Here is a 23,003-nt window from a genome sequence, read left to right as displayed (position 1 = left end):
ATGATTGGTTTTGAACGCGGTCTCGCGACCGCGAAGGGCCTCTTCTTGCCCGCATTTACCGCTGTCCTGCTTTCGGGATGCGTCGTTGGCCCGGATTATGAGAAGCCACTGCTGGCGATGCCAGCAGGCTGGAGCGGGCAGAAGGCGGCGAAACCGGCAAAGCCGGCGCAGCTGTCGAAATGGTGGCAGCGGCTGCGCGATCCCGAGCTGAACGCGCTCGTCGAGGAAGCAGTCGCCGGAAATCTCGATGTCGCCAGCGCCAAGGCCAAGATCCGCGAAGCGCGCGCCAGTTACCGCCAGTCCGTCGGCACATTGTTTCCGTCCGCCGACGGCTCGGCATCCGCGACCCGCAACCGGGCATCCGCCACCACCGCCGGCACGTCCGCCAGCGAAACTTACGATCAGTATCAGGCAGGTTTCGACGCCAGTTGGGAGCTCGATCTTTTCGGCGCCAATCGCAGGAGCGTCGAGGCGGCGCGCTATGGGCTCGATGCGTCCGAAGAGGACTTGCGCTCGACGCTCCTCACGCTGGTTGGCGATGTGTCCTCGAACTATATCCAGGCGCGCGGCTACCAGGCCCGCATCGCGCTCGCCGAGCGTTCGGCGGTATCGCAGCGGCAGACCGCCCAGCTCACGCGCACCATGGCGCTCGCCGGCACGGCAACCGCCGCGGATGTCGCCAAGGCCGAAGGACAGGCCAGCGGCACCGAAGCCGATGTTCCGAGCCTGCGAGCAGGCTATGCCGAGGCGGTGCATCGTATTTCCGTGCTCACCGGACGGCCGCCGGCGGCACCAAGCGAGCGGCTGAAGCGCGGTGTACCGATTCCTTCGCCGCGGCTGCCGATTCCGACCGGCGTTCCGGCCGACATCCTGCTCGCCCGTCCGGACGTTCGCGTGGCCGAACGGCAATATGCCCAATATACGGCCAAGATCGGCCAGGCCGAGGCCGCGCGCTATCCAAGCGTCAGCCTGACCGGTGACATCAGCACCACTGCCTTGAGGGTCGGCGACCTCGGCAAGAACTCCACCATCGGCTGGTCGTTCGGGCCGACGCTCAGCGTGCCGCTGTTCAATGCCGGCCAATTGAAGGCTGCCGTCGACGTCGCCAAGGCGCAGCGCGACCAATATTTCATCGCCTACAAATCCGCCGTGCTGACGGCGTTGGAGGACGTTGAGAACGCTCTCGTGTCGCTGTCGCAGGAGCGCATCAGGAACGGCAAGCTCGACTCTTCGGCCAAATCCTACGGCGATGCCGCGCGGCTCGAAAGAACGCTCTACAAGGCCGGCGAGACCAGCCTTCTCGACGTGCTCGACGCGGAACGGTCGCTCTATTCTGCCGAGGACACCTTGCTGCAGAGCCGGGTGTCGATCGCCACCGACTATATCGCGCTCAACAAGGCGCTTGGCGGCGGCTGGGACGGCACCATCGACAGCGCCAGGCCCGAGGTCGTCGATGTCGGCACCGGTCCGCACCTGGCGTCGGAGACGCAATGAGGTGCGAGCCGCGATGTCTAGCCGTCCACGGCTCGAACAAATCTGCGTGAGCGATGGTTTGAAGCAATTGCCCACTGTATATAAAATCGCCGAGGTAATGACATGCAGAACGCTTACGATCTTGGAACCAACCTGGTCCGTCGCATCTACGAAAAGCGCATAGATGCACCGGCGATTCTTGATGCCGGCACGCATTTTCCCAACGCGGCGAAGTTCACCGCCGCCTGGCAGGGCATCCGCGACGAAGCGCTCGCGGCAAAGCTGAACAAGGCGCCGCGCTTCCACGACATCATGCCGGAGCAGGCTGATATCTCCGCCAAGGACGGCCTCGACTGGCGCATGTTCGTGCTCAAGGCCTACGACATGACGGTTCCCGAGAACCTCGCAAGGATGCCGGTTCTGAGCCGGCTGCTGAGCGAATGTCCCGAGGTCAAATCGGCGGCTGTCTCGTTCCTTGCCCCGCACAAGCACATCCCGCCGCATCGTGGCCCGTTTCGCGGCATCATGCGGTTTCATCTGGGCCTGGTCATCCCGAAACAACCGGACGGGCGCCCGGCGACGATCATGATGATCAATCACGAGGAAAGGCGCATCGCCGACGGCGAATGCATGCTGTGGGACGACACGTTCGAGCATGAGGTCCTGAACAATTCGGACCAGCCCCGCGTCGCTCTGCTGCTCGACGTCTGGCGCCCGCAAATGCCGCTCGACATGGAAATCCTGTCGCGCGTGATCGTGCGTGGCGTGCAGGTCGGAATGCGCTACAGGGGCGTGTCGTTCGGCGGCTGATCCGGCGAAATAGCGGTTAGAACCTTGCCTCGCGGGCGGCATTTCCGTTGCCGGCGCGTTTGCCCGGAACCATCATGTCCCTGGCCAGCAATCCGCTGACACGGCAAAAGGCCATGAAGGCGCGGCACGCCTCCTCGGTGCTGGCCACGTCGACGGTCGCGCCGAAACAGGCGTTGAACGCCGTCTCATAGATCTTGCCCTGGCGGCGCTTCGGCCAGTCCTGCAGGACGTCGAGCGCCTGCTCGACGCTGTAGATTTCCTCGATCGGCAGGCCGGGCGCGGGCGTGATGCGCACCGGCACCTCGAATTGCAATCTGTCCATTCCCTGTCTCCCGAACGGCGCAGCCTCAGCAACGCAGCTCGCTATGAAAAGTTGCTTTAAGCGCCTTCTGGCGCAGGAATGTGACCTCAGTGCGGTCAACAATCGGTTCACTGGTGCGGCAGACAGGCGCCCTTGCCAGATCAGCGCCGGTCTCATTGCCAATGCCGGATTTCCAACGTATTGCCGGGCCATCGCAACTGCGGTGGAGCGAAAAAATGAGCGAAATCCGGGTCGAATCCCTCATCAAGCGCTATGGCGACACCACCGCGCTCGACGGCGTCTCGCTAATTTTTCCGGAAGGTTCGTTCACGGCGCTGCTCGGCCCATCCGGATGCGGCAAGACGACGATGCTGCGGCTGATCGCCGGCTTCGAGGCGCCGAGCGAAGGCAGCGTTTACTTCGGCGATGCGCTTGTCGCCGATCCGAAGCGGCAATTGCCGCCTGAGGTGCGCAATGTCGGCGTCGTCTTCCAGTCCTATGCGCTGTGGCCGCATATGGATGTCACCGAGAACGTCGCTTATCCGTTGCGAGCCAGGCACGTCGCTCAAGCCGATATCCCTGCCCGCGTCGCCGCCGTGCTCGACATTGTCGGCCTTGGCGGCTTCGCGAAACGCCGCATCGACGAGTTGTCGGGCGGCCAGCGGCAGCGTGTGGCGCTGGCCCGTTGCCTGGTTGCCGAAGCCAGGATCATCCTGTTCGACGAGCCGCTCGCCAATCTCGACATGCATCTGCGCTCCGCCATGGTCGACGCGTTTCGCGAGATCCACCGCCGCACCGGTGCGACGATCGTCTATGTCACCCATGACCAGGCCGAGGCGCTGGCGCTAGCCGATCGTGTCGCGGTGATGAGCAACGGAAAGCTGTTGCAGTCGGCTGCGCCAGAGGAAATCTACCGGTCGCCCGCCGATGCGGCGGTGGCCGGCTTCGTTGGCCGCGGCAGCCTGATTTCCGGCAATGCCGTCGACCATGCCGGCGAGACCGCAACGATCGACATCGCCGGACACCGGCTTGCGGCGCGCAGCAACAGCGGGCGGGCCGGCGCGGTCAGGGTGCTGTTGCGGCCGGAAGCCTTGCGTATTGCGTCCGAAGGCCTGCCGGCGACGGTGCTGGACAGCGTCTATCGCGGACCGGTGCACGAAGTCCGGCTGGCGCTAGCCGAACCTGGACAACATTTGCTGGTCGACAGCGCCGAGGCGCTGACGGCGGGGCAATTTGTGCATGTCGCGGTATCCGACGCCTGGGTGGTGCCCAGCGCCTGACACGCCTTAGCGCCAGGGCAAAACACCAGCTGGCAGGCGACGGCCGAACCGGTCGAGCGCCAGAAGCAGCACGACGACGACAATGATCGTGGACACCGCGATCGCGGCCGCCTGCGTTCCAAGCCCCGCCTCCTCCAGGCTGAACAGCACGACGCCCAGCGTTTCCTTGCCGCTCGACCATAGCAGCGCCGACACGGTCAGCTCATTGAACGCGCTCATGAAAACGAGCAGCCCGCCCGCCACGGCGGCGGGCGCGGCGAGCGGCGCGGTGATCGTCCACAGCCGCCGCAACGGGCCGGCGCCGCAAACGGCGGCCGCCTCGTCGAGATCGCGCGGGATCTGCCCGATTGCCGTGGCAACAGGCTTCAGCGCCAGGGTGAGGAAGCGCATTGCGTAAGCGACCAGGATGATCGAGGCCGTTGCGTAAAGGCTGCCGATCAGCGGCAAAGGCCGCAGGAACAAAAGGATGCAGGCGATGGCCAGCACCACGCCGGGGATCGAATAAGGCAGGTCGACGATGCCGGCCAGCACACGCCGCCAGCGCCGGTCGAAGCGTTCGAGCCGCGCGGCCATCGGGATGACGCCAAGCGCAAGGATCAGCGCCGCGCCGCCGGCGAAGAACAGCGAGTTGCGGAAGGCGCGCACGGTGGAAGCCTGCCGGACAAGCACTTCGGTATAGTTGGCCAATGTCGCCGTTTGCGGCTCGAGCGGCACGCCGAAGGACGGCACCAGCGACGTCGCCAGCAGCGCGCAGGCGGGCAGCAGGAGCGTCAAGCCGATCACCAGCCAACCAAGGCAGGCAAGGGGCAACCGGTAGCGTCCGAGCTCGAATTGCGCCGGCTTGCCGGCAACGATGCGATGGCCAGCGCCGCGCAACGCCACCGACTGGAACGCCATGCCGGCAAGCGCCAGCGCGCCGACCAGCACCGACAGCGCCGCGATCTGCGGCAGCACGCCGGGCCCGAAGCTCGACAGGTCCTGATAGATCAATGTCGGCAAGGTCAGATAGTTGACGGGCATGCCGAGCAGCGCCGGAATGCCGAAATTGCCGACGCCTGAAACGAAAGCGAGCGCCGCGGCCGCCACGACATAGGGCCGCACGACCGGCAGCACGATGGTCCGCAACACGCCAAGCGGCGTTGCGCCGCAGGAGCGCGCGGCCTCGACCAGGTCGCGCGGCACCCGAGACAGCCCTGCCCGCATCGTGATGAAGGCGATCGGCGCATGTTGCACACCGTAAAGCAGGATGATGCCGCCCCGGCCAAGCATCGGGTTGGCGGTGCCGGGCGGCGGCGCCAGGCCGAACATGCCAAGCAAGGTGCTCGACGGGCCGAACAAATGCAGCCAGGCCAGCGCCGTCACCTGCGGCGCGATCATCAGCGGCAACAGCAGCAGGAAACCGAGGATCTTTCGCCCCGGCAGGTCGGTCATGGTGACGGCGATGGCGAAGGGGATGCCGATACAGAGCGCCAGCACGGCGCCGAAGAACGACGTATCGAGTGAGTGCCACATCGCCCGCAAGGCGGCAGGTTTTACCAGCCGACCGGCAAAAGCGCCGAAATCGGCCTCGCCGCCAGGCGCGATCGCGGCGATGACGAGGCGTGCCATTGGCAACAGGCTGAGCACGGCGATGACCAGAAGCACGGCCAGTGCCGATAGACGCTGGCCGAACATCGTGCCCGACCGCGCGAAATCGCCGGATCCCTGCGAGCTCAGAGCTGATCCGACGATGCTATTTTCCGCAGTGGACAACGGCGCTTACTGGCTCATCGTCGTGCTGAACTTTTCCTTATTTTTCGCATCATTGGCGAGCGCGGTGGCGGCGTCATAGCCCAGCACCTTGATGGTGGAGCGATCCGGATAGCCGGCCGGCAGCGCGACGTCGGCGCGGGCCGGGATGTAGCCCATCTTGGCGGCGACTTCCTGCCCGTCCTTCGACAACAGGAAGTCGACGAAGGCCTTGGCGGCTTCCTGGTTCTTGGCGGTGGAGAGGATCGCGACCGGCTCGGTGACCGCCGACACGCCTTCCTTCGGGAACACGAACTCGACCGGCGCGCCCTTGGCCTTCTCGCGGATCGGCATGTAATCGACGATCATGCCGAAGAGCTTGTCGCCGCCGCTGACGGCTTTCAGCACGTCGCCATTGCCACCACTGGCCTGCGCGCCGTTCTTGGCGAGCGCGCTGTAATAGTCCCAGCCTTCCGGCAGATTGCCGGTGAGCGTGACGGTGTGGATCATCGCGGCACCCGAGGTCAGCGGGCTCGGCATCGCGATCAGCCCCTTGGCTTCCGGCTTCTTCAGGTCTTCCCAGCTCGTCGGCACGAAAGGCGCCTTGGTGTTGTAGACGATGCCGGTGGTGATCAGTTTGGTCGAGAAATAGGTCTTGTCCTTGTCGTAAAGCGCAGCGTCGAGGCCATCGACCTTCGCCTCCGGATAGCTAAGCAGCCGGCCTTCCTTCTTCAGGCCTTCCATGGTCACGACATCGGCGATCAGGAGCACGTCGGCCTGCGGCTGGCCGGCTTCGATCTCGGCATGGAGCTTGGCCAGGATCTTCGGCGTGCCGTCGCGCACCCAGTCGACCTTGATGCCGGGGTTCTTGGCCATGAAGGCATCGACGGTCTGTTGCGCGTCGGTGTTGGGCTGGCTGGTGTAAAGCACCAGCGTGCCGTCGGCGGCGGCAGCGCCAGCCACTGTGGAGGCCAGCAATATGGCGGCGAGAACGATCCGGCGCATGAAGTACCTGCTTTTTGTCACGGCTGAGGGAAGTCCGGCAGTCGCCGGGGGCTGGAAAACCTGACTAAGGCCGCAGGATAACCATTGTGTGACAGGGCGATGCAACCGGCATCGCCCTGTCCAAAACCTTCTTCGCCATCTGCGCTTGCTGGTTCGCGGGATCCGTCTCCGGGGTGCGCAAATGCACTTCGTTCTTGAACCTTGCGGCTTCCGGTGCCAAATCTGGAGAAATCTCCTCCGCATCGGCTCGCACCATGAGCCGGCACTCCGAACGGACGAAAATGGTTACCTATCTCGACGCCGCAACGGCTCCTTTGAGAAACACCGGCCAAATAAGGCTCTATGGCGAGGAAGGCTTTGCCGGCATGCGCAAGGCCTGCGACCTCACCGCGCGCTGCCTCGACGAGCTTGTGCCGATGGTGCAGCCCGGCGTGACGACCGAAACGATCGACCGCTTCGTCTTCGAATTCGGCATGGACAATGGCGCGCTGCCGGCGACGCTCAACTATCGCGGCTACACCAAGTCTTCGTGCACCTCGATCAACCACGTCGTCTGCCACGGCATTCCGGACAACAAGCCGTTGAAGGATGGCGACATCGTCAACATCGACGTCACCTATATTCTCGACGGCTGGCACGGCGATTCCTCGCGCATGTACCCGGTCGGCGCCATCAAGCGCGCCGCCGAGCGCCTGCTCGAGGTGACGCATGAATGCCTGATGCGCGGTATCGCCGCGGTCAGGCCGGGCGCCCGCACCGGCGCCATCGGCGCCGCCATCCAGACCTATGCCGAAGCCGAGCGCTGCTCCGTGGTGCGTGATTTCTGCGGCCACGGCGTCGGCCAGCTGTTCCACGACGCGCCGAACATCCTGCACTACGGCATCGTCAGCGAAGGCGTAGAGATGCGGCCGGGCATGATTTTTACCATCGAGCCCATGATCAATCTCGGCCGCCCGCATGTGAAGGTGCTCTCCGACGGCTGGACGGCGGTCACGCGCGACCGCTCGCTGTCGGCGCAGTACGAGCACACGATCGGCGTCACCGACACCGGCTGCGAGATCTTCACGCTGTCGCCGAAAAACCTCGACCGGCCTGGCCTGCCGGCTTAGTTTCAGCCAAGGCCTGAGGGGAGCGGGCGGTGATGGGGAAAGTCGAAGAAGACGAGCGAGCCTTCTTTTCGGAAAGCTGGGTCGAGCCGCCACAGAAAGCCCCGACGAAAGCGGCGCCCGCCGAAAAGCCGCATTATCACGGCCATCGCGATCGCCTGCGCGAGCGCTTTGTCGCCGGCGGTCCGGATGCCCTGCCCGACTACGAGTTGCTCGAGCTCCTGCTGTTTCGCCTGATCCCGCGTGTCGACACCAAGCCGATCGCCAAGGCGCTGATCGCCCGCTTCGGCTCGCTGGCCGAAGTGCTCGGTGCTCCGGCGTCTCTGCTTGAAGAAGTCAAAGGCATCGGCCCGACCGTAGCGATCGATCTCAAGGTCGTCGCCGCAACCGCACAGCGCATGGCGCGCGGCGAGGTGCGCGGCCGCGAGGTGCTGTCGAACTGGACGCAACTGCTCGACTATTGCCGCTCTGCCATGGCTTTCGAGGCCCGCGAGCAGTTCCGTATCCTCTTCCTCGACAAGAAGAACGGATTGATCGCCGACGAGGTGCAGCAGACCGGGACCGTCGACCATACGCCGGTCTACCCGCGCGAAGTGGTCAAGCGCGCGCTCGAACTCTCCGCCAGCGCCGTCATCCTGGTGCACAATCATCCCACTCAGTCCTTTTCAATCACGCACGATCACGCTTTAGCACGTTGATACATATCGCTTTTTCGACTTGTCGCAGAGTCGGACACTGTGGCATATTGGGGTCGGTTTTAGGGGGATCGAAGCCCGTTTTGAACCCAACCACAGACCCCTACTACCCGTCAGCCGATCCCACTCGAAAGCCTACGGGAGACCCCAGTGCCAAGCCTTACCGATGGAGAGATTCGCCACGCTTTGAAGCAGGTCGAGGAGACCAGTAAGCAGCAGAACCTTGTCGATGGCGAGGGTCATGGAACAGGCCGCCTCGTTCTAGTGATAAAGCCAATGCCGACCCGCATAACGGCGGACTGGATGGCCCAGCAGTGGCGAGACCAAAAGCGTCTCAAGAAAAAGCTCGGGTCGTATCCGTCAATGAGCCTCAGCCAGGCTCGCGAGATTTTCAGACGCGACTTCGCCGACATGATCCAAAAGGGACGCAGCATCAAGATAGCCGGCGACACGCGACCCGGCACGGTCGCCGATCTGTTCGAGGCTTACGTCGCGTCGCTTAAGGCAGATGGAAAACCGTCTTGGAAGGAGGCCGAAAAGGGCTTGAACAAGATCGCCGATTCGCTCGGTCGCAACCGCCCTGCCCGCGACATCGAGCCTGACGAGATCAGGGACCTCATTCGCCCGATCTATCAGCGAGGCAAGCGGTCTATGGCCGATCATGTTCGCAGCTATATTCGATCGGCATTCAGTTGGGGGCTGAGATCCGAGCATGACTACCGAACAACCTCGGTCCGTCGCTTTCGTCTCGTCTACAATCCAGCGGCGGGCATTCCAACCGAACCGAAAAAAGTTGGAACGCGCTGGTTGAACGAGGAGGAATTCATCCGTCTCTATCGTTGGCTCGAAACTCCTGATGCACCGGTCCACCCCCCTTATACGCGTGCCGTAAGAATTCTTATGTTGACCGGACAGCGCGTCGAGGAGATCGCTCGGCTGCACGTCGATCAATGGGATGCGACCGAGCGCATCATCGACTGGTCCAAGACCAAGAATGGAAAGCCTCACGCCATCCCCGTGCCCAAGATTGCGGCCGAGCTTATTGGGTCGATCAAGCCGAATGAATTTGGTTGGTTTTTCCCATCGGCGACTGACCCGTCCAAGCCTGTCAGTCATGGAACACTCTATTCGTTCATGTGGCGCCAGCGCGATCGCGAGGTCATCCCCGTCGTGACAAACCGCGATCTCCGGCGAACCTGGAAGACGCTTGCCGGCAAAGCAGGTCTCTCGAAAGAGATCCGAGACCGATTGCAAAACCACACTCTGCAAGACGTCAGTTCCAAGAGCTACGATCGCTGGAATTACATGCCGGAAAAGCGTGCTGCCATGGCTCGGTGGGACAAGTTTGTCAGCGAGCTCCTGACGAAGAAGAAGCGTAAAGCCTGGCTCAAGGCAGTTGCCTGAGCTAGCGATTGCCTCTCCTCACCGCCATCAGCGGCGGAGGCAAAGCTTCACTGCGGGAACCAGACTACGACTCTGGAGGGCAGGAGTTCGAATCTCTTCGGGCGCGCCATTTCATCCAATTGATTTTCCTAACTGTTTTCGCAACACCGGTGAGTCGGCGTCGGCTTGATTTTCAGAATTCAGCCGGTTTTTCAGCCGGTTCTGGAAAAACGGACGGTTCCGCGAACGATGTCGCAGTCTGGCGCAAACGTTTCGCCGCATGTTCCGCCTCCACAACGTCTACGAGTTGGGCTGCCTGCTTCAGGTGCCTCGATACATCAGCGCGGGTCGTCGAGCGGTCCAACTCGCAAGGTGGCAAATTGCCCGCAATAGCTTTCAGGTCGCGCAACACGGAAGCGATGTGTGGCCAAGGAAAATCGGTCGGATCGCCGATATCCCGGTCTGCTCCGACGATGACCTCCAACTTGGCCAAAATGCCAACTAAGGACAGAGCTGACACCTCTGGAATCGCATCTTGAAGTTTGAGCGCCTCGGTCACGGCTAAGACTTCGGCTTGCTGAGCGACAGCGTAGTCGACGCCGTTCGACGCGTTCACCGGCATGGGCTGCTTTTTCATTTCGCCTCTGGTCATTGCCTGAATTCCGGTATTGCTGATAATTCTCGTCTCCAACCGCTGCTGGACCCTGCAAAGCACCAAAGACGTATGTTGGGCACGATGCCATGCGGCCCACAGGACGAGAGCTGGGTCATGTTTCATTGCTGCTGATGGCGCCATCTTGGATTCCTCCAATTCGACATGGCTAGGTCGTATCTGAATTTAAGATAACTGGAAATCAGATATAATTGAAGCCCTATCTGGAACTGGATGAGGCCGGTGGTGAAAACGCTCGGAACGCTGCGCCACAAGTCATTGATCACGATGCTCATTGAAAAGCGTGAGGCTAGCGGGTTGACACAGACCGAGCTCGCCGAAAAGCTAGGCGAATATCAGTCGTTTGTCGCTCGACTCGAAAGCGGCCAACGCCGCGTCGACGTAGTCGAATTCATCGATCTGGCGAAAATCCTGGGATTCGACCCTTCTGCAGCCATCAAGAGATTGGCAGCAGAACCAAACTGAATCTAGCTAAGACCGTCCGAGCAGCTCGCGAGGCCACCACTCAACAGCGCCGTAGCGAGCGAGCGGCGGCTTTGCGCCGGTGGGTTCAACCGGTCGCTGCAACACTCTTAATCTGAGAGGATGAGGAGGTGTTGCATGGTGACGTCACGGATCTGGTTTACGTCAGCGCAGAAGGCCGAGCTTTGGGAGCGATGGAAGCAAGGTCAGAGCATTTCGTCGATCTCGCGGGCACTGGACCGCCGGAACAAGACCGGCGTTCAGCGGATCGTATCCTTACACGGCGGCATTGCTCCCTCAGCAAGGCGTAGAGCAGCCTCGGCGCTCGGGCTGGCGGAGCGCGAAGAGATCTCTCGCGGGATCGCGGCGGGTCTCGCGATACGCGCTATTGCACGAAGTCTCGGGCGATCCCCATCGACAATATGTCGGGAGATCTCTCGCAATGGCGGTGCACAAACGTATCGCGCAACCCGGGCCGACAAGCAGGCTTGGCAGCGCGCGCTACGCCCGAAGCCATGTCGCCTGGCGCGCTCTGGACGGCTACGGTGGCGGGTGGCGCAAAAGCTGGCGCTGCAATGGTCTCCGGAGCAGATTGCGGGCTGGCTGAGGCGAGCGTACCCAGGCGATCCAAGCATGCGGATATCTCATGAAGCGATCTATCGCAGCCTATTCATCCAGTCGCGAGGGGTGCTCAAGAAGGAACTGACAGCGCACCTGCGTACCAAACGACAGATGCGCCTCGGCAAAGGTGCAGAGAGCCGAACGGGGCAAGGTCAAATCCTCGATATGGTCTCCATCCGCGAGCGTCCCGCAGAGGCGGAGGATCGTGCCATCCCAGGCCATTGGGAGGGTGATCTGCTCACCGGAGCGAACGACAGAAACATCGTCACCCTCGTCGAGCGGCATAGCCGGTTCACGATGCTTGTGAAGTTGGCGAGAAGGGACTCGGCGACCGTCGTGGCGGCCCTCGCCGAGAAGATCGGCACTTTGCCCCAAGAGCTGCGGCGCTCGTTGACATGGGACCAGGGCAAGGAGATGGCTCGTCATAAGAGCTTCACCGTCGCAACCGATCTACAGGTCTACTTCTGCGATCCGCGCAGTCCCTGGCAACGCGGCAGCAACGAAAATACCAACGGTCTGCTCAGGCAGTACTTCCCGAGAACAACCAACTTCTCGCAGGTCTCGCAGGCCCAACTCGACGGCGTCGCCCTGCGGCTCAATCAGCGTCCCCGAAAAACCCCGGACTTCGAAACGCCCGCCGATAGGCTACAGAAGGTGTTGCAGTGACCGGTTGAACCCACCGCCCAATATCGGTCGTGGAGGCCGTCATTGCCATCCCTGAAAGCGGACATGGCTTCGGAGCCTCGTCATGTCTCCTGCGCCCATTGCGGTAATCGCGCCAGCAGATTAAGTCTCTCGTCTCTGGCCACGGCTCCCGACTGACGAACTGCCGGATGCCGACGCTTGAGGTTTCACTCGCTTTAGTAGCCTCACGCGGATGGCGCCTTACACGCGCGGCCAGGATCTCGCGTCCGATCAAGGCGGCAACGGAAGGCGACGCGGTAGCCTGCCTTAACCAGGAATCCATGCCGACTGGATCGCAACTTGGCTACAACATAAAACCAAACACGTCTCAAGTATGAGTGAAAAAATGCCGACAATGACTCGACAGCAGGTGATCGACGCCATCAACGATGGCCGCATTGCGGCAGTAACGATCGACACAACCGTCTTCGACAGCAAGCAGAAGGACTTCCGCCGGACCGACTTCCGGTCGATCTCGCAGATCAGGATCAGAAACACACCCATCCTAATCACGGATGTGATTGCCAACGAAATGATTTCCCATTTGGAAGTCGAGGCTGCAGACACCCAGCGGGCGCTGAAGACGGCACTTCGAAGCAACAATCTTAGGTGGTTTCGACAGAGCCCGGCAGGTGAGCACACCGGGTTGTTCATAGACAAAGATCCTGCGGAATTCGCAAAGTCAGAGTTCGACGATTTTGTCAAAGCTGTAGGAGCGGAGGTGATCAAGGTCGCTGATACGCCGGACGGCCTGACGGAACTGTTCCGTCGATACTTTGCGGTGCAGACGCCTTTCGCGCAGAAGGAATCTCGCAAGCAAGAATTCCCTGACGCCGCAGCATTGCTGTGCCTAGAGGAATACGCGAAGGCGAAGGGTAAGCTCGTCATATGTGTCGCCCAAGACAAGGCCTGGAGGGACTTCGCCGCGAAGTCGGATCACTTGGTCACGGTCTTTCCGCTGACCGAGGCACTCGGGATTTACAGCGAGGCATTCAAGGACGCTGATCTCGCCGACAAGATCGTCGAGCTCTGGCTCGAAGGAAAAGAAAAGGACTTCGAGGAAGCGGTTCGCGACGCGATCATCGAACGGCTCACATATGTCGATTACGACGTCGATGCTGACTGCTCAGTCGAGTTCGAAGCGGAGCCGATGGATGCTCAGCTCAAAGAAATCCTGATGGGCACGCTGACCAACCCCGTGGTGCTGACAGCGAACGATGAGACGGTCACATTCTCGATTGAGGTCGACATCAAGGCGGGTTTCGGGGCTCACTTCACCTTTTCGGTGTGGGACAGTGTCGACCGAGAAAGTGTCGCAATGGGCGGCGAGTATGTCGAGACGACTACCGACGTGCCGGTTCATTTGACCATCGTCGCCGATCGGGATGTGACGGACGGGATTGTCTTCCATGAGATCGAGGTCAGTCAGAAAACTTTTACCGTAGATTTCGGCTATGTGGATGCGTTCCCGGCGGAAGAGCCCGACTACGACTGAAAGCTTCCCTAGGAGAGGAGTTCAGTGCTCGCGGCAGGTTGCCCGCATCAGGCGGCTTTCGGGAAATGAGGCGGCAGAAAAGACGATTTCACTCTGCCCCAATGGCTCATGGCCTCATGAGCATTAAGGGCCGACAACGGAAATCATTTCCGCTTCGCGCCCTCAAGTAGGACACTGAAGGTACCGTGCCTGTCCCTAAAAGCTGACGGTAGAAGCCTGTAAACGCGCATACGCTAATCTGGCAGGGCGCACATCCAACGCCGCTCACCACTCCGGATTGAGCAGTGGTGAAGTTGCGCAAACAAGTACCCGCTTCGATCCTCGCGTCATAGCCACGTACAAGTTGCGCGCGTTTAATGTGTCCGCGTTGAGGATCACGGAAACCTCCGCTTCCAAACCTTTCAATAGCAACGTGCTTCCTACTGACCGACGTGCCAGCGGCCGGCCGATTAGGCGCGATTGCTCTCTGACGATTATGGTGGCCTCAAAAAACGAGGGGCCATCTGCCGGCGATGCCAACTGCAGGGCACGTTGAGTGGCGGCGAGCACGGCCGGGCGGTAGCAGTAGACCCCGCCCGTCTGATTGATCGCGACTAAAAGGTCGGACACTGCAGAGAGCGACCGAGTAGCTTCGAAGTTGAGAGCCGCCGCTTCGATCACAGTCGGCAAACGACCCAGGGTATTGGCCTTGGCTGCTGCGACCGACCGGACGAGGTCCTCGCCACCGAAATTGCTCATGAGGTGTTCGGCATAACCCGCAATCACCGCCAAGGCGCCAGGGTCTCCCACATCAAGGGTTCGCCCAAAATCAGTGAGGTCCCGAAGGTCAACCGCCTCCACGGTAACGGCACCACTAATCCTACGGGCGATCCTTCGCTGTCCGGGCGGATCCGTACTCTCTCCGATAATAAGGACCTTGGTTTCGCCAGGCGCAGCGGCGGATCCGGCGGCAAGTCGCCGCTCTTCGTCGTGCACGCCATCGAGTTGCACCCATTCGATACCCGGTGCGCCGCGAAGATCTATGGGGGTGTGGCTTGCCAGTTTGTCTCGCATGCCGAGCAACCAAGCACCCAGTTCCGGAGATCCGGCGTTGATCCAACGCCATGGTGTCTTGAGCTCTCCCCGTATGGGAAAGTATGCGACAACGTCGTTCCAGGCTGGGAGAGCATCGCCGCCGAAGCCGAATATGGCCTGAAACGGGTCCCCAACTACCACGGTCCGAATACATTGGGCCAGATGCGCAACCATCAGGTGCTGGCGGACCGAACAATCTTGGTATTCGTCCACGAGAAGGCGGTCGTAGCTAGCTTTAAGCAGGTCGGTGATGTGACCCGCCTGGACGAGGCCAGTCGCCGCAGATCGGATAGCTGGGTAGTTCGGCCTGGCGCCCTCGATGATCCTCGGATCGTGGCCGGATCGCAGCGGGAAAGTTGAGATTAGCCGTATCGCGAACCCGTCCAGGGTCGCCAGTCGATACGTTGCCGGAACCACACCAGCCTTTCCAAGACGGGCGCGCAGGGCGGCAACGCCAGCATTGGTATGAGTTAACACCAGGATCGGCTTTGGCCCCTGATGGCGTGAAAGAGCGTCAGTGATGAGCTGAGTCTTGCCGCATCCGGCGGGCGCGACGATCGCACCGTGGTCGATCTGTAAAAGGTCGATTTCTACCGCCATCAGGCAAACGCCCAGCCCCAAAGGCCGTCGAGGACGTTCGTTAGGCTCGGCTGGCATTGCTGACGGACCGGCCCGACGACGTCGTTGCCGACGGTCTCCATCGCTGATTGAGTTTTGAGCCAGCCGTATCGCGCGGCCGCATTGCCGAGCACAGTGCGGCTTGCCAGCGACAGCGTTCCGGTGGCGAGCTCGGCCTCGATGGTGGCGAGGTTTGTGGCCTTTGCCGAAACGTTCTCGATGTGGGACTGGATGGCATCCCCCTCCTTTATTTCGATAGCCAAGTCTAGCAGCGCCTTGACGGCTCCGCCGGGCACGGCCGCAAAGATCTCTTGCTCAAGTGCTCTGCCGGCTGTCCAGGCGAAGACCTGCCCACCAGCGGTCAGGAACCCCGCTTCCAGGTTGGGCGGAGCCGGCTTGTCGCTGTCGCGTAGAATGGCGACCTGATACCCCAGCGCCTTGAACGCCAGCGCGCGGTTGAACGTCTCGTCTCCATTCCCATTGACCAGGGCGACACCGCGGGTCGCGAGCGCGGCGAAACCAGTTTTATTGAAGTACTGGTCGAGCCCGCGCACGATGCCGATTTCGCTTGCTCCTTCGCAAACGATGATTTTAGTGGCGAGCAGCGCGTGTGGGTTGGATCGGATCGCCCCCTGAACATCACCGCTGTCGCTCGCCCGCACAACGGTATGTCCGGCAGCGCCACCTCGAACGACAAAAAGCTGCGTCGCGTTGAGCTCGGTCACGACCACTGGCGAATGGCTGGTGGCGAAAATCTGCACCGGCGGAACCTGCTCCTTTGCACCCAGCGTTGACAGCAACCGGATGATCCGATGCGGTTCGAGGCCGTACTCCAGCTCGTCGATGAGGAAGGTCATCGTCGAGGCGGAAGCCCTGCGCTGAAGGGCTGCGATCAAGAGCCGCGACGACCCCATGCCTAGGGATCGCAGTGGAACGCCGATCTCATCGTGTAGCGAGATGGTGCCCGCGTTGAAGGTGACTGAGCCCGAGTCAAGCAAGGCCTGTATGACTTTGCCCACTGGCAGACCCAGAGCAGTGGCCTCAGCCAGAATAAGCTTCAGCGGCGGTTCGAGCTCCTTGAGCTTGGTCGTGTCGAAACTCTGACGCAGTTCCCGCGCGGCGCGCATGAGCTCCGCCTGGGCGTTGCCCGTTCCATCCGTGAGCTTGCTCACGACGGAACCGCGCCGCCAGCTGAGATGACTGTCCCCGGTCGCACCCAAACGCGCAGGCGCGATACGCACCCTGTCGGCCCAGGCGAGATTCCGGAATCGCCCCATCGCTTGCGCGCGTGGAGAGACGAGGGTCCACTCCGGCTCGAGGTCCGCTTGAACGGTCAATTGCACGGTGAGTGCGGGTTCGAGCCCCGTTCCCGGCTCGGGTTCGACCTTACAGGTCGCGGCGTTGAAGCCGACTAGGAAGTCGCCGTAGGTGTCGATGCTTTTGAGCGGCTCGTCGAGTTCGCCGAGAGTGACCGCTATCTGGATCGGTTGAGTAACGTCGAGCCCGTGGAAGTCACTGTCGGTGAACGTCGCCGAACGACGGGCCCCAAGGCATAAATCGATCGCATCGAGGATGCTCGACTTTCCGCTGTCGCCCGGCCCTATCAGGCAGTTGATCCCGGAGGACGGCAGCCACGTCAGTTTCTTGATCGACCTGAAATTCGAAATGTCGATCGCTCGTATTAGCGTCATTAGCCCCCGCTCTCAGGCCGAAAGGCCCAAACCGCCTTGGCGCGCGATCGGCTTCGCCACAAATGTGTCAGCGTCCAAGCCGGCTTGGCGCAGGAATGGTGCCTCTGAAAGCCGGGCATATAGATTGAGCATCCGAGTCTCGGCACGCCGGATGAATGTCTCATAGGCCATCGGGATGATCTTCGTGCGTCCCTCCTCGCGCACTCCTTCGCGCGGCGTCAACCTCGACCCCAAGACGAAGCAGGTGACACGCGTCGCATCGTCTATCAGACCTTGAGTCTGCAGTTCGACGACATATTTCCACGCCTGGTTCTTGTGATCCATTCCGATCGCAACGCCCGGCCTTTTCAGCTCGACGACGACCAGGTGCTCAACGCCGATCACCTCATGCTGATCGTCAAAGGCGGGGCGAGCAAATAGACCCACGCTGCCATCAGGAAGGATGACGAAGTCTGGCCGGTTGAGACTTCCCTGTCCCGTCCCGCCAAGCAACCGTCTGATGACCTCCGACATGCCGCGATTGGACGTGAACTCGATACTTTCGAACTCGGGGCCAAACACCCACAGGCTCCTCTCGATAAGAGGCTGCAGCTCGCGCACCTCATCGGCGCGCTCATCGCGAAGCTTATCGTGTAGTTCGCTGATCAGCTTTAACCGGCTTTGAATCTCGTCAAGCGCCAGCTTTGCGGTTGCGACACTCCAATCCGCTAGAATGCCATCCAGTTGGTCAATCTCCCCCGGATGAAGACCGTGCAGCCGTGCGAGCAAGCTGTATTGTGATGAAGACGCTTCCAGATTGGCGAGAATGCCAGAGACCTGATCGATCTGCTCGGAGGATATACCAGGGCAGGTATCGACAACTTGCTCGACAAAGTTGTTCCACCGTTCGCGCGCGCTCGGCGCGATCCTAACGACGGTGGAGGCATAGCGTTCGCGAACCGCCTCCTTGGTCTCCAAACGACGCTCGGAATTGAACGCGGCAATTTCCTGGCGAATCTTATCCTGCACGGCCATCTGGGTCTTCTTCCAGACATCATTAGTAGGCTGGAAACCCGACCAATCCGGTAGGATAGCATCGGTGTCGGCCAGGAAATCGGCAAAGACGATGAACGTGAAACGCTTGGCTTCGCTCGTCCGCCCATCGAGTACGCGTTCGTAGTCAGTCCCGCGCCAGCCGCAATCGCCTACCAGCCGATTGTTGACGTGCCAGGCGATGCCGTGCTGCCGCGTCGTTCGATCGGCGCGCTGAGAGTCAATCATGAAAATTGTGGCGCGGCCGATATCGAGGATATCGACGAAGCTCTTCCGCAGGAAATCATGCGGAATGTCGTCGAAGGTGACGGGGCGGCCGTCCAACGACACCTTGAAGATCGGGTCTGTCAGAAAGCGCGTTCCAAGCACCTCTCGAACATCGGCCGCGGTAAGCCGAAGCCGCGTCGGTTCCACGGCCCGGATTTCTACGCCGTGCCCGGTGCCTTGCTCACGCTTGATGACTTCCCAATCGAACGGGCGCTTCCCGCCCCGCGAAACCCGATAGGTGACTTTCTCGTCGGCTGCCTCGATAACGATCTCGTAGGGATTGGAAAAGGCAAAGCCGCCGTGTCGACCCCGACCATTGTGTCCATACACTCGGCGTGGGGCCAATTCCATAAGCTCTGCGGGTGGGGAAACATACTCGCCCTCAGCTATCACCCGATTATAATCGAAGACGCCCCAGCGCTGCTCGAACTGCGCGGCCGTCATGCCACGGCCATTATCTTTGATCGAGAATTTCCGAGCGCCGTCGTTTGTCGGCCAGGTTATGTCCACCTGTGTCGCGTAGGCATCCCAAGCATTTGCGACTAGTTCGACCAAGGCAACCGAAAGATCCGAAATAATTGGGCCGGCATGACGGTCCAAGAACCGCTGATCGAATGCCAAAAATTGCTGTTCAGATGCCATCGCCCACCCCCTTCACCTGCTTAGCAGAGGGATCGGCATCAGCCCACTTAAATAAGCAGCCTGCGATACAGCATCGGCCTTTTCAGCAAGTCTGTTTTGTTGGATCGTTATCCAGAAGCGGCCTGACCGCTTGCGGCCCCTTCCCAGTCGTTGAACTTGCCTCAGAGGAGTGTTCAACGTTGACAGCAACGTGCCACTACAGCGCGATTAGTCACAGTGTTTTCGTGATGCACTGGGTGTGCCATGAGAGAGGATCGGCGATCCATCGATTGACGTCGGACTCCCTCCATCCCGCCCCGTTGACACTGATCTTGATCTGAGCCGGGAACGTGCCCTCGGCGATCTTGCGATAGATGGTTGAACGGGACAGGCCCGTCCTGGCGAGGACGGTTTTGAGGCGTATGATACGATCCGGCTCGGACATAGCTTGCCTGCACCTCACTGGTTCTTGCTGATTGCTGCTGGGACAGACAGGACGAACCCGTGCCGGAGGCAATCAGGTTTGTCGCCTCAGCCAGCTGCGGAGTAGAAACGGCGGCAAACCGGCATGCCTTAGATTCCAATCCCCCGCCCCCTGCCGATGCCATGGCTGAATGCGAGTTCCGCGCCGAGGCGACGACCCGAATCCACGTTGATGCCAAGCTCGAGTTTGCGGTTCGCGAGTAGGGATTCAAGTTGAGGATCGCGTTCGAGGCTTTTCGCCATGTCGGACATGGCCGAGCGCGTTGACCTGTAGCCGGCCATGTCGCCGGCCTGGTATCGCTCCCGTCCCGTCCGATCGAGCTTTTGCCAACGTTCGACGAAACGGTCGGCGCGGCGGCCCGGATCGATGTCCATCCCGGTGCGGATTTCCGACTCAAGCTGGAGAGCAAGCACGACGCGGCTGACACGGCCGGCCCCCGCCTCGCGGACAAACTCGGGATGCTTGAGGTAGGCCGCTTCGGCATCGCGCCAGCCATACGGCCGCACCTTTTCGAAAGCGCTGCGGGCATCCGTCAATTCGCGCATCTGGTCGGGACTGCCCTGCCTGTCCGCATTTCCAGTACTGAGGATCGCGTCGAGCGCGCGCGCGTGACGCACAAGCGACTGGGTGCGTGCTCGGCGCATTTCTGCTTCCGCGTCCATCGGCATATCCGTTTCGCGCGGCACTCCCGTGGCGGGAGCTTTCCTTTCGGGCGTGGAGCCAGCATCTCCGATTTGCGCCCCAACATCTTCCCTTCCCGGTCCAGGTCCACGTTCCTGCATGGGCTCGCCGTCCGCGGGCGAGCGCAATCCGTCAAACAGCTCGCCGATCCTGTCGCGCAGCTTCTCCGGAACGATCCGGCGCACGATCTCGACCACGCGCTCGCGGAAGGTGATACCTCGCTGCTCGGCATAGCTCCGCGCCGGGTCGACCTGCTCGTAATCCGATGCCATGTCCTTGGCGCGGTCGCGTGACAGCGTCCGGATGAGGCGCTCGCGGGTTGCGAAGTCATCGCCGCCAAAATGCAGGTCCATGCTGTCGCGATGCCGCGACAGTGCGACGTAGCTGCCATGTGCATCCATACCCGGTGTGGCGAGCACATGGGTCCGGTCAACGGTCATGCCCTGAGCCTTGTGAATGGTCGCGGCATAGCCGTGGTCTATGTGGGCGTAGTCTTTCAGGTCGAAGCGCACCGACCTTCCATCGTCGATGCGCGCGGTTATGCTCTGTGTGCCGACCTCTTCGATCATACCGAGCGTTCCGTTTTTGACGCCGAGCCCGCGCTCGTTGCGCAGGAACATGACGCGATCACCGCTGGCGAAGTTTCTTGGGCCGCGTTCCACATGGACCTGAACATCGTCGCCGAGATCGCCGGCAAAGCGCATGCGCTCGCGCGCGGCCTGGTTCAGCGCACGCACCTCGTCGTTTGTGTGGGTGAGGATGATCCGGCTTGCCTCTGGATGCGCCTGCCTGTCGCGATCCCAGCGCTCGACCAGATCGCTGCGCGCTTCGTCGCGCGTTGCAGCCTGATGCACCATGCCTTGCGCGTCGTAGGCGCTGATTGCAGCGCCGATCCTGCCGGTAGCCAGATCGCGCGTGGCATCACGCTGCCAGTCCTCGCGCTGCCGGCGCACCTGGCCAATTTCGACGCCGCCATGTCGCTCGTGAATCGAGCGGAATGCAGCGCCCGCTTCGATTGCCTGCAGCTGCTGCGGGTCACCGACGAGGACGACTTTCGCGCCAGCGTCCGCCGCATGGGAAAGCACGCGCTCCAACTGGCGCGTGCCGACCATGCCGGCCTCATCGATCACCAGGACATCGCGGGCGGTGAGCAGATCGCGGCCCTGTCCCCAGCTATGCTCCATACTGGCGATGGTGCGTGACGAGATGTCTGATCCGCCCTCCAGATTCTCGGCGGCAATGCCGGAGAGTGCCGCGCCTCGGACCTCGTAACCCGCCGCTGCCCATGCCTGGCGCGCAACGCCAAGCATGGCGCTCTTGCCTGTTCCGGCAAAGCCGACAACGACACCAAGACCGCGATCATCGGTGATATGCGCCAGCGCATCGGTCTGCTCGCCTGACAGGACAAGCCCGCGTTGGGCAGCTCGCGCCAGTGCTGCCTCGCGATGTGCATCACTCACCGCGTGTCGCTCGTCCAAATCCATGCGCTCTGCCGCGCGGTGAAGGCGCTGTTCGGTCTCGATCATCTGCCTTGTGGTGAACCGATCTTCGCCGCGTCGATCCTTGCCGAGCTCGACCAGGTCGGGTGCGTTGCTGATAGCTGTCATCACCTCGTTGAACTGCTCCACTCCGTCGCTGTGCCGATGCGCAAATTTCGCAATGTCCTTTCGGGTGAAGGTCGATTGCTGATGGGTGATGGCATCGAGCGCCACGGATGGATCGGCAATGATGCACGCACCATTGTTGCGCGCGATCTCGCGATGCAGTTCGGCGCGATCTGCTTCACTGTCGCCAGCCTCAAGGCCACCGCCCTCAATGCGTTGAGCCGGCGCACCGATCTGGGTTTGCGGCTCCAGGGCAATGCCCTGCGCTTCCAGGCTGCGATGGTCGATGCGGGCGTCGATGTCGAGTTCGGCCAGGCGTTCATTGGCCAGGTCCGCCCATCGCTCGCGCCAGCGCTCGACCAGCTGGGTAGCATTCCAGTATCGAACCTTCCCGCCAAAACCGTTCTCATCCACGGCCCGCATGGTCAGCATGACATGAGCATGCGGCTTGGGACTGCCATCCTCCGCCCTGTCCCAGTGCACATTGAGATCGGCGACCATGCCCTTGCTGACAAACTCAGCCTGAACAAAGTCGCGCGCCAGTTCGATGCCTTGCGCCTGGCTGAGTTCACGCGGGAGCGCAAACTCGACCTCGCGGGCAAGCTGCGCATCCCTGCGGACCTCGAACGCCTCGACATCGTTCCACAGCCGTTCGCGGTCGCTCCAGGCCTCCAGTGCATTCGCAGGCAGCATCACCTCGGAATGGACGACACCGCGCTTGGCCGAGAAGTCCTGAACACCATCGATCCGCTCGTCCCGCAGTCGCGAAGCCGAGCGGTACGCTGCAGACGCGACAGCGCTTGAGCCTGCCTTGCGGCCAATGACCTTGACGTGAAGATGATAGATCGCCATCGCGACCAGATGTGCGTTGGGAGTTGAAAGGAAGGAGGGATTCAGCCTTCATGCTGCAATGGATCTCGCGGGGTGGAGGACCCCGCACGCCGTATGACGCAACATGCGGCGATAAGCAGATGGGTGAGGAGAACCGGGCGCTTCCGGGGAACCGTAAATTAGCAGAACCCATCAAAGCCGAACGGGCGGGGACTTCCGACCCCGTGAGCGGTTCGGCCAGCGAGCTTGCCATGGCGAGGGAAACCGAACCGATGGCGGACGCCCCGTTTAGAGATGGAACCTGCCGACTCGGAAGTGGGCGGGTCGATCTACGGATCGGTGGAGTGTTGGTCCGCGCTATCAGTACGCGGATTGGAGGCGCGC

At 61.6% G+C, this 23,003-nt stretch carries 17 protein-coding genes and 1 pseudogene; 9 read left to right on the top strand and 9 right to left on the bottom strand.

The window, feature by feature from the left end; genetic code table 11:
• Both ACVDG8_RS34465 and ACVDG8_RS34460 read left to right on the top strand, forming a co-directional pair.
• Complete coding sequence (locus ACVDG8_RS34465; protein ID WP_455707424.1) at positions 1-1,494, top strand: efflux transporter outer membrane subunit; 1,494 nt, start codon at positions 1-3, stop codon at positions 1,492-1,494.
• 102 nt (positions 1,495-1,596) lie between these two features.
• The gene (locus ACVDG8_RS34460) at positions 1,597-2,283 is read left to right on the top strand and encodes an aspartyl/asparaginyl beta-hydroxylase domain-containing protein (RefSeq protein WP_447252455.1); all 687 of its coding nucleotides are present in this window, start codon (positions 1,597-1,599) and stop codon (positions 2,281-2,283) included.
• A 16-nt stretch (positions 2,284-2,299) separates the two neighbouring features.
• Here ACVDG8_RS34460 and ACVDG8_RS34455 read toward each other — a convergent pair whose 3' ends face one another.
• Positions 2,300-2,605 (bottom strand): DUF982 domain-containing protein, encoded by a 306-nt coding sequence (locus tag ACVDG8_RS34455; protein WP_447252454.1) that lies wholly within the window; start codon positions 2,603-2,605, stop codon positions 2,300-2,302.
• 215 nt (positions 2,606-2,820) lie between these two features.
• Between ACVDG8_RS34455 and ACVDG8_RS34450 the strand changes: the two genes are divergently transcribed.
• On the top strand, positions 2,821-3,864 hold the full coding sequence (locus ACVDG8_RS34450; RefSeq protein WP_447252453.1) for an ABC transporter ATP-binding protein: 1,044 nt from the start codon (positions 2,821-2,823) through the stop codon (positions 3,862-3,864).
• Between the two features lie 6 nt (positions 3,865-3,870).
• On the opposite strand, the gene ACVDG8_RS34445 is transcribed toward ACVDG8_RS34450, so the two are convergent.
• Positions 3,871-5,538 carry an ABC transporter permease gene (locus tag ACVDG8_RS34445; protein ID WP_455707423.1) on the bottom strand — a complete coding sequence of 556 codons (1,668 nt, stop codon included), beginning with the start codon at positions 5,536-5,538 and terminating at the stop codon, positions 3,871-3,873.
• An 84-nt stretch (positions 5,539-5,622) separates the two neighbouring features.
• Positions 5,623-6,597 carry an ABC transporter substrate-binding protein gene (locus tag ACVDG8_RS34440; protein WP_447252452.1) on the bottom strand — a complete coding sequence of 325 codons (975 nt, stop codon included), beginning with the start codon at positions 6,595-6,597 and terminating at the stop codon, positions 5,623-5,625.
• 281 nt (positions 6,598-6,878) lie between these two features.
• Between ACVDG8_RS34440 and map the strand changes: the two genes are divergently transcribed.
• The 3 genes from map to ACVDG8_RS34425 all read left to right on the top strand — a co-directional run bounded on the left by map (position 6,879) and on the right by ACVDG8_RS34425 (position 9,802).
• Entirely contained in the window at positions 6,879-7,706 is an 828-nt protein-coding gene (map, locus tag ACVDG8_RS34435; RefSeq protein WP_447257173.1) for a type I methionyl aminopeptidase, read from the top strand.
• A 32-nt stretch (positions 7,707-7,738) separates the two neighbouring features.
• On the top strand, positions 7,739-8,401 hold the full coding sequence (locus ACVDG8_RS34430; protein WP_455707422.1) for a JAB domain-containing protein: 663 nt from the start codon (positions 7,739-7,741) through the stop codon (positions 8,399-8,401).
• 147 nt (positions 8,402-8,548) lie between these two features.
• Positions 8,549-9,802, top strand: coding sequence for a tyrosine-type recombinase/integrase (locus ACVDG8_RS34425; protein ID WP_447252450.1), 1,254 nt, complete (start codon positions 8,549-8,551; stop codon positions 9,800-9,802).
• Between the two features lie 172 nt (positions 9,803-9,974).
• Here the strand turns inward: ACVDG8_RS34425 and ACVDG8_RS34420 are convergent, their stop codons facing one another.
• Positions 9,975-10,577, bottom strand: a complete 603-nt coding sequence (locus ACVDG8_RS34420; protein ID WP_447252449.1) for a hypothetical protein — start codon at positions 10,575-10,577, stop codon at positions 9,975-9,977.
• Positions 10,578-10,667: 90 nt separating this feature from the next.
• On the opposite strand from ACVDG8_RS34420, the gene ACVDG8_RS34415 reads away from it, so the two are divergent.
• The 3 genes and pseudogenes from ACVDG8_RS34415 to ACVDG8_RS34405 all read left to right on the top strand — a co-directional run bounded on the left by ACVDG8_RS34415 (position 10,668) and on the right by ACVDG8_RS34405 (position 13,716).
• Positions 10,668-10,919 carry a helix-turn-helix domain-containing protein gene (locus ACVDG8_RS34415; RefSeq protein ID WP_081296097.1) on the top strand — a complete coding sequence of 84 codons (252 nt, stop codon included), beginning with the start codon at positions 10,668-10,670 and terminating at the stop codon, positions 10,917-10,919.
• Positions 10,920-11,054: 135 nt separating this feature from the next.
• Positions 11,055-12,211 (top strand): annotated as a pseudogene (locus ACVDG8_RS34410) (IS30 family transposase).
• A 356-nt stretch (positions 12,212-12,567) separates the two neighbouring features.
• Positions 12,568-13,716, top strand: a complete 1,149-nt coding sequence (locus tag ACVDG8_RS34405; protein WP_140555330.1) for a PIN domain-containing protein — start codon at positions 12,568-12,570, stop codon at positions 13,714-13,716.
• A 264-nt stretch (positions 13,717-13,980) separates the two neighbouring features.
• Here the strand turns inward: ACVDG8_RS34405 and ACVDG8_RS34400 are convergent, their stop codons facing one another.
• The 5 genes from ACVDG8_RS34400 to traA all read right to left on the bottom strand — a co-directional run bounded on the left by ACVDG8_RS34400 (position 13,981) and on the right by traA (position 22,640).
• Positions 13,981-15,390, bottom strand: coding sequence for a UvrD-helicase domain-containing protein (locus ACVDG8_RS34400; protein ID WP_447252448.1), 1,410 nt, complete (start codon positions 15,388-15,390; stop codon positions 13,981-13,983).
• Positions 15,390-17,099: an ATP-dependent nuclease gene (locus tag ACVDG8_RS34395; protein ID WP_447252447.1), complete on the bottom strand. Its 1,710-nt coding sequence runs from the start codon at positions 17,097-17,099 to the stop codon at positions 15,390-15,392. The genes ACVDG8_RS34400 and ACVDG8_RS34395 overlap by 1 nt, the downstream gene beginning before the upstream one ends.
• A 12-nt stretch (positions 17,100-17,111) precedes the next feature.
• Complete coding sequence (locus ACVDG8_RS34390) at positions 17,112-19,040, bottom strand: ATP-binding protein (RefSeq protein WP_447252446.1); 1,929 nt, start codon at positions 19,038-19,040, stop codon at positions 17,112-17,114.
• A 211-nt stretch (positions 19,041-19,251) separates the two neighbouring features.
• Positions 19,252-19,464, bottom strand: coding sequence for a helix-turn-helix transcriptional regulator (locus ACVDG8_RS34385; protein WP_447252445.1), 213 nt, complete (start codon positions 19,462-19,464; stop codon positions 19,252-19,254).
• Positions 19,465-19,592: 128 nt separating this feature from the next.
• On the bottom strand, positions 19,593-22,640 hold the full coding sequence (gene traA, locus ACVDG8_RS34380; RefSeq protein WP_447252444.1) for a Ti-type conjugative transfer relaxase TraA: 3,048 nt from the start codon (positions 22,638-22,640) through the stop codon (positions 19,593-19,595).
• Positions 22,641-23,003: the final 363 nt, after the last annotated feature.

The sequence above is a fragment of the Mesorhizobium sp. ORM8.1 genome (genome assembly GCF_053005525.2).
The sequence above is the reverse complement of the archived record's forward strand: the minus strand, read 5'-3'. Positions and strand labels throughout refer to the sequence as shown.

Excerpts from the sequence above, each read along its gene's own strand:
- ACVDG8_RS34465 (WP_455707424.1), top strand. The coding sequence starts at position 1 with ATGATTGGTTTTGAACGCGGTCTCGCGACCGCGAAGGGCCTCTTCTTG.
- ACVDG8_RS34430 (WP_455707422.1), top strand. The coding sequence starts at position 7,739 with ATGGGGAAAGTCGAAGAAGACGAGCGAGCCTTCTTTTCGGAAAGCTGG.
- ACVDG8_RS34385 (WP_447252445.1), bottom strand. The coding sequence starts at position 19,464 with ATGTCCGAGCCGGATCGTATCATACGCCTCAAAACCGTCCTCGCCAGG.
- ACVDG8_RS34400 (WP_447252448.1), bottom strand. The coding sequence starts at position 15,390 with ATGGCGGTAGAAATCGACCTTTTACAGATCGACCACGGTGCGATCGTC.
- ACVDG8_RS34405 (WP_140555330.1), top strand. The coding sequence starts at position 12,568 with ATGCCGACAATGACTCGACAGCAGGTGATCGACGCCATCAACGATGGC.
- ACVDG8_RS34460 (WP_447252455.1), top strand. The coding sequence starts at position 1,597 with ATGCAGAACGCTTACGATCTTGGAACCAACCTGGTCCGTCGCATCTAC.
- ACVDG8_RS34415 (WP_081296097.1), top strand. The coding sequence starts at position 10,668 with ATGAGGCCGGTGGTGAAAACGCTCGGAACGCTGCGCCACAAGTCATTG.
- ACVDG8_RS34390 (WP_447252446.1), bottom strand. The coding sequence starts at position 19,040 with ATGGCATCTGAACAGCAATTTTTGGCATTCGATCAGCGGTTCTTGGAC.
- ACVDG8_RS34450 (WP_447252453.1), top strand. The coding sequence starts at position 2,821 with ATGAGCGAAATCCGGGTCGAATCCCTCATCAAGCGCTATGGCGACACC.
- ACVDG8_RS34395 (WP_447252447.1), bottom strand. The coding sequence starts at position 17,099 with ATGACGCTAATACGAGCGATCGACATTTCGAATTTCAGGTCGATCAAG.
- ACVDG8_RS34440 (WP_447252452.1), bottom strand. The coding sequence starts at position 6,597 with ATGCGCCGGATCGTTCTCGCCGCCATATTGCTGGCCTCCACAGTGGCT.
- ACVDG8_RS34420 (WP_447252449.1), bottom strand. The coding sequence starts at position 10,577 with ATGGCGCCATCAGCAGCAATGAAACATGACCCAGCTCTCGTCCTGTGG.
- ACVDG8_RS34455 (WP_447252454.1), bottom strand. The coding sequence starts at position 2,605 with ATGGACAGATTGCAATTCGAGGTGCCGGTGCGCATCACGCCCGCGCCC.
- map (WP_447257173.1), top strand. The coding sequence starts at position 6,879 with ATGGTTACCTATCTCGACGCCGCAACGGCTCCTTTGAGAAACACCGGC.
- traA (WP_447252444.1), bottom strand. The coding sequence starts at position 22,640 with ATGGCGATCTATCATCTTCACGTCAAGGTCATTGGCCGCAAGGCAGGC.
- ACVDG8_RS34445 (WP_455707423.1), bottom strand. The coding sequence starts at position 5,538 with ATGTTCGGCCAGCGTCTATCGGCACTGGCCGTGCTTCTGGTCATCGCC.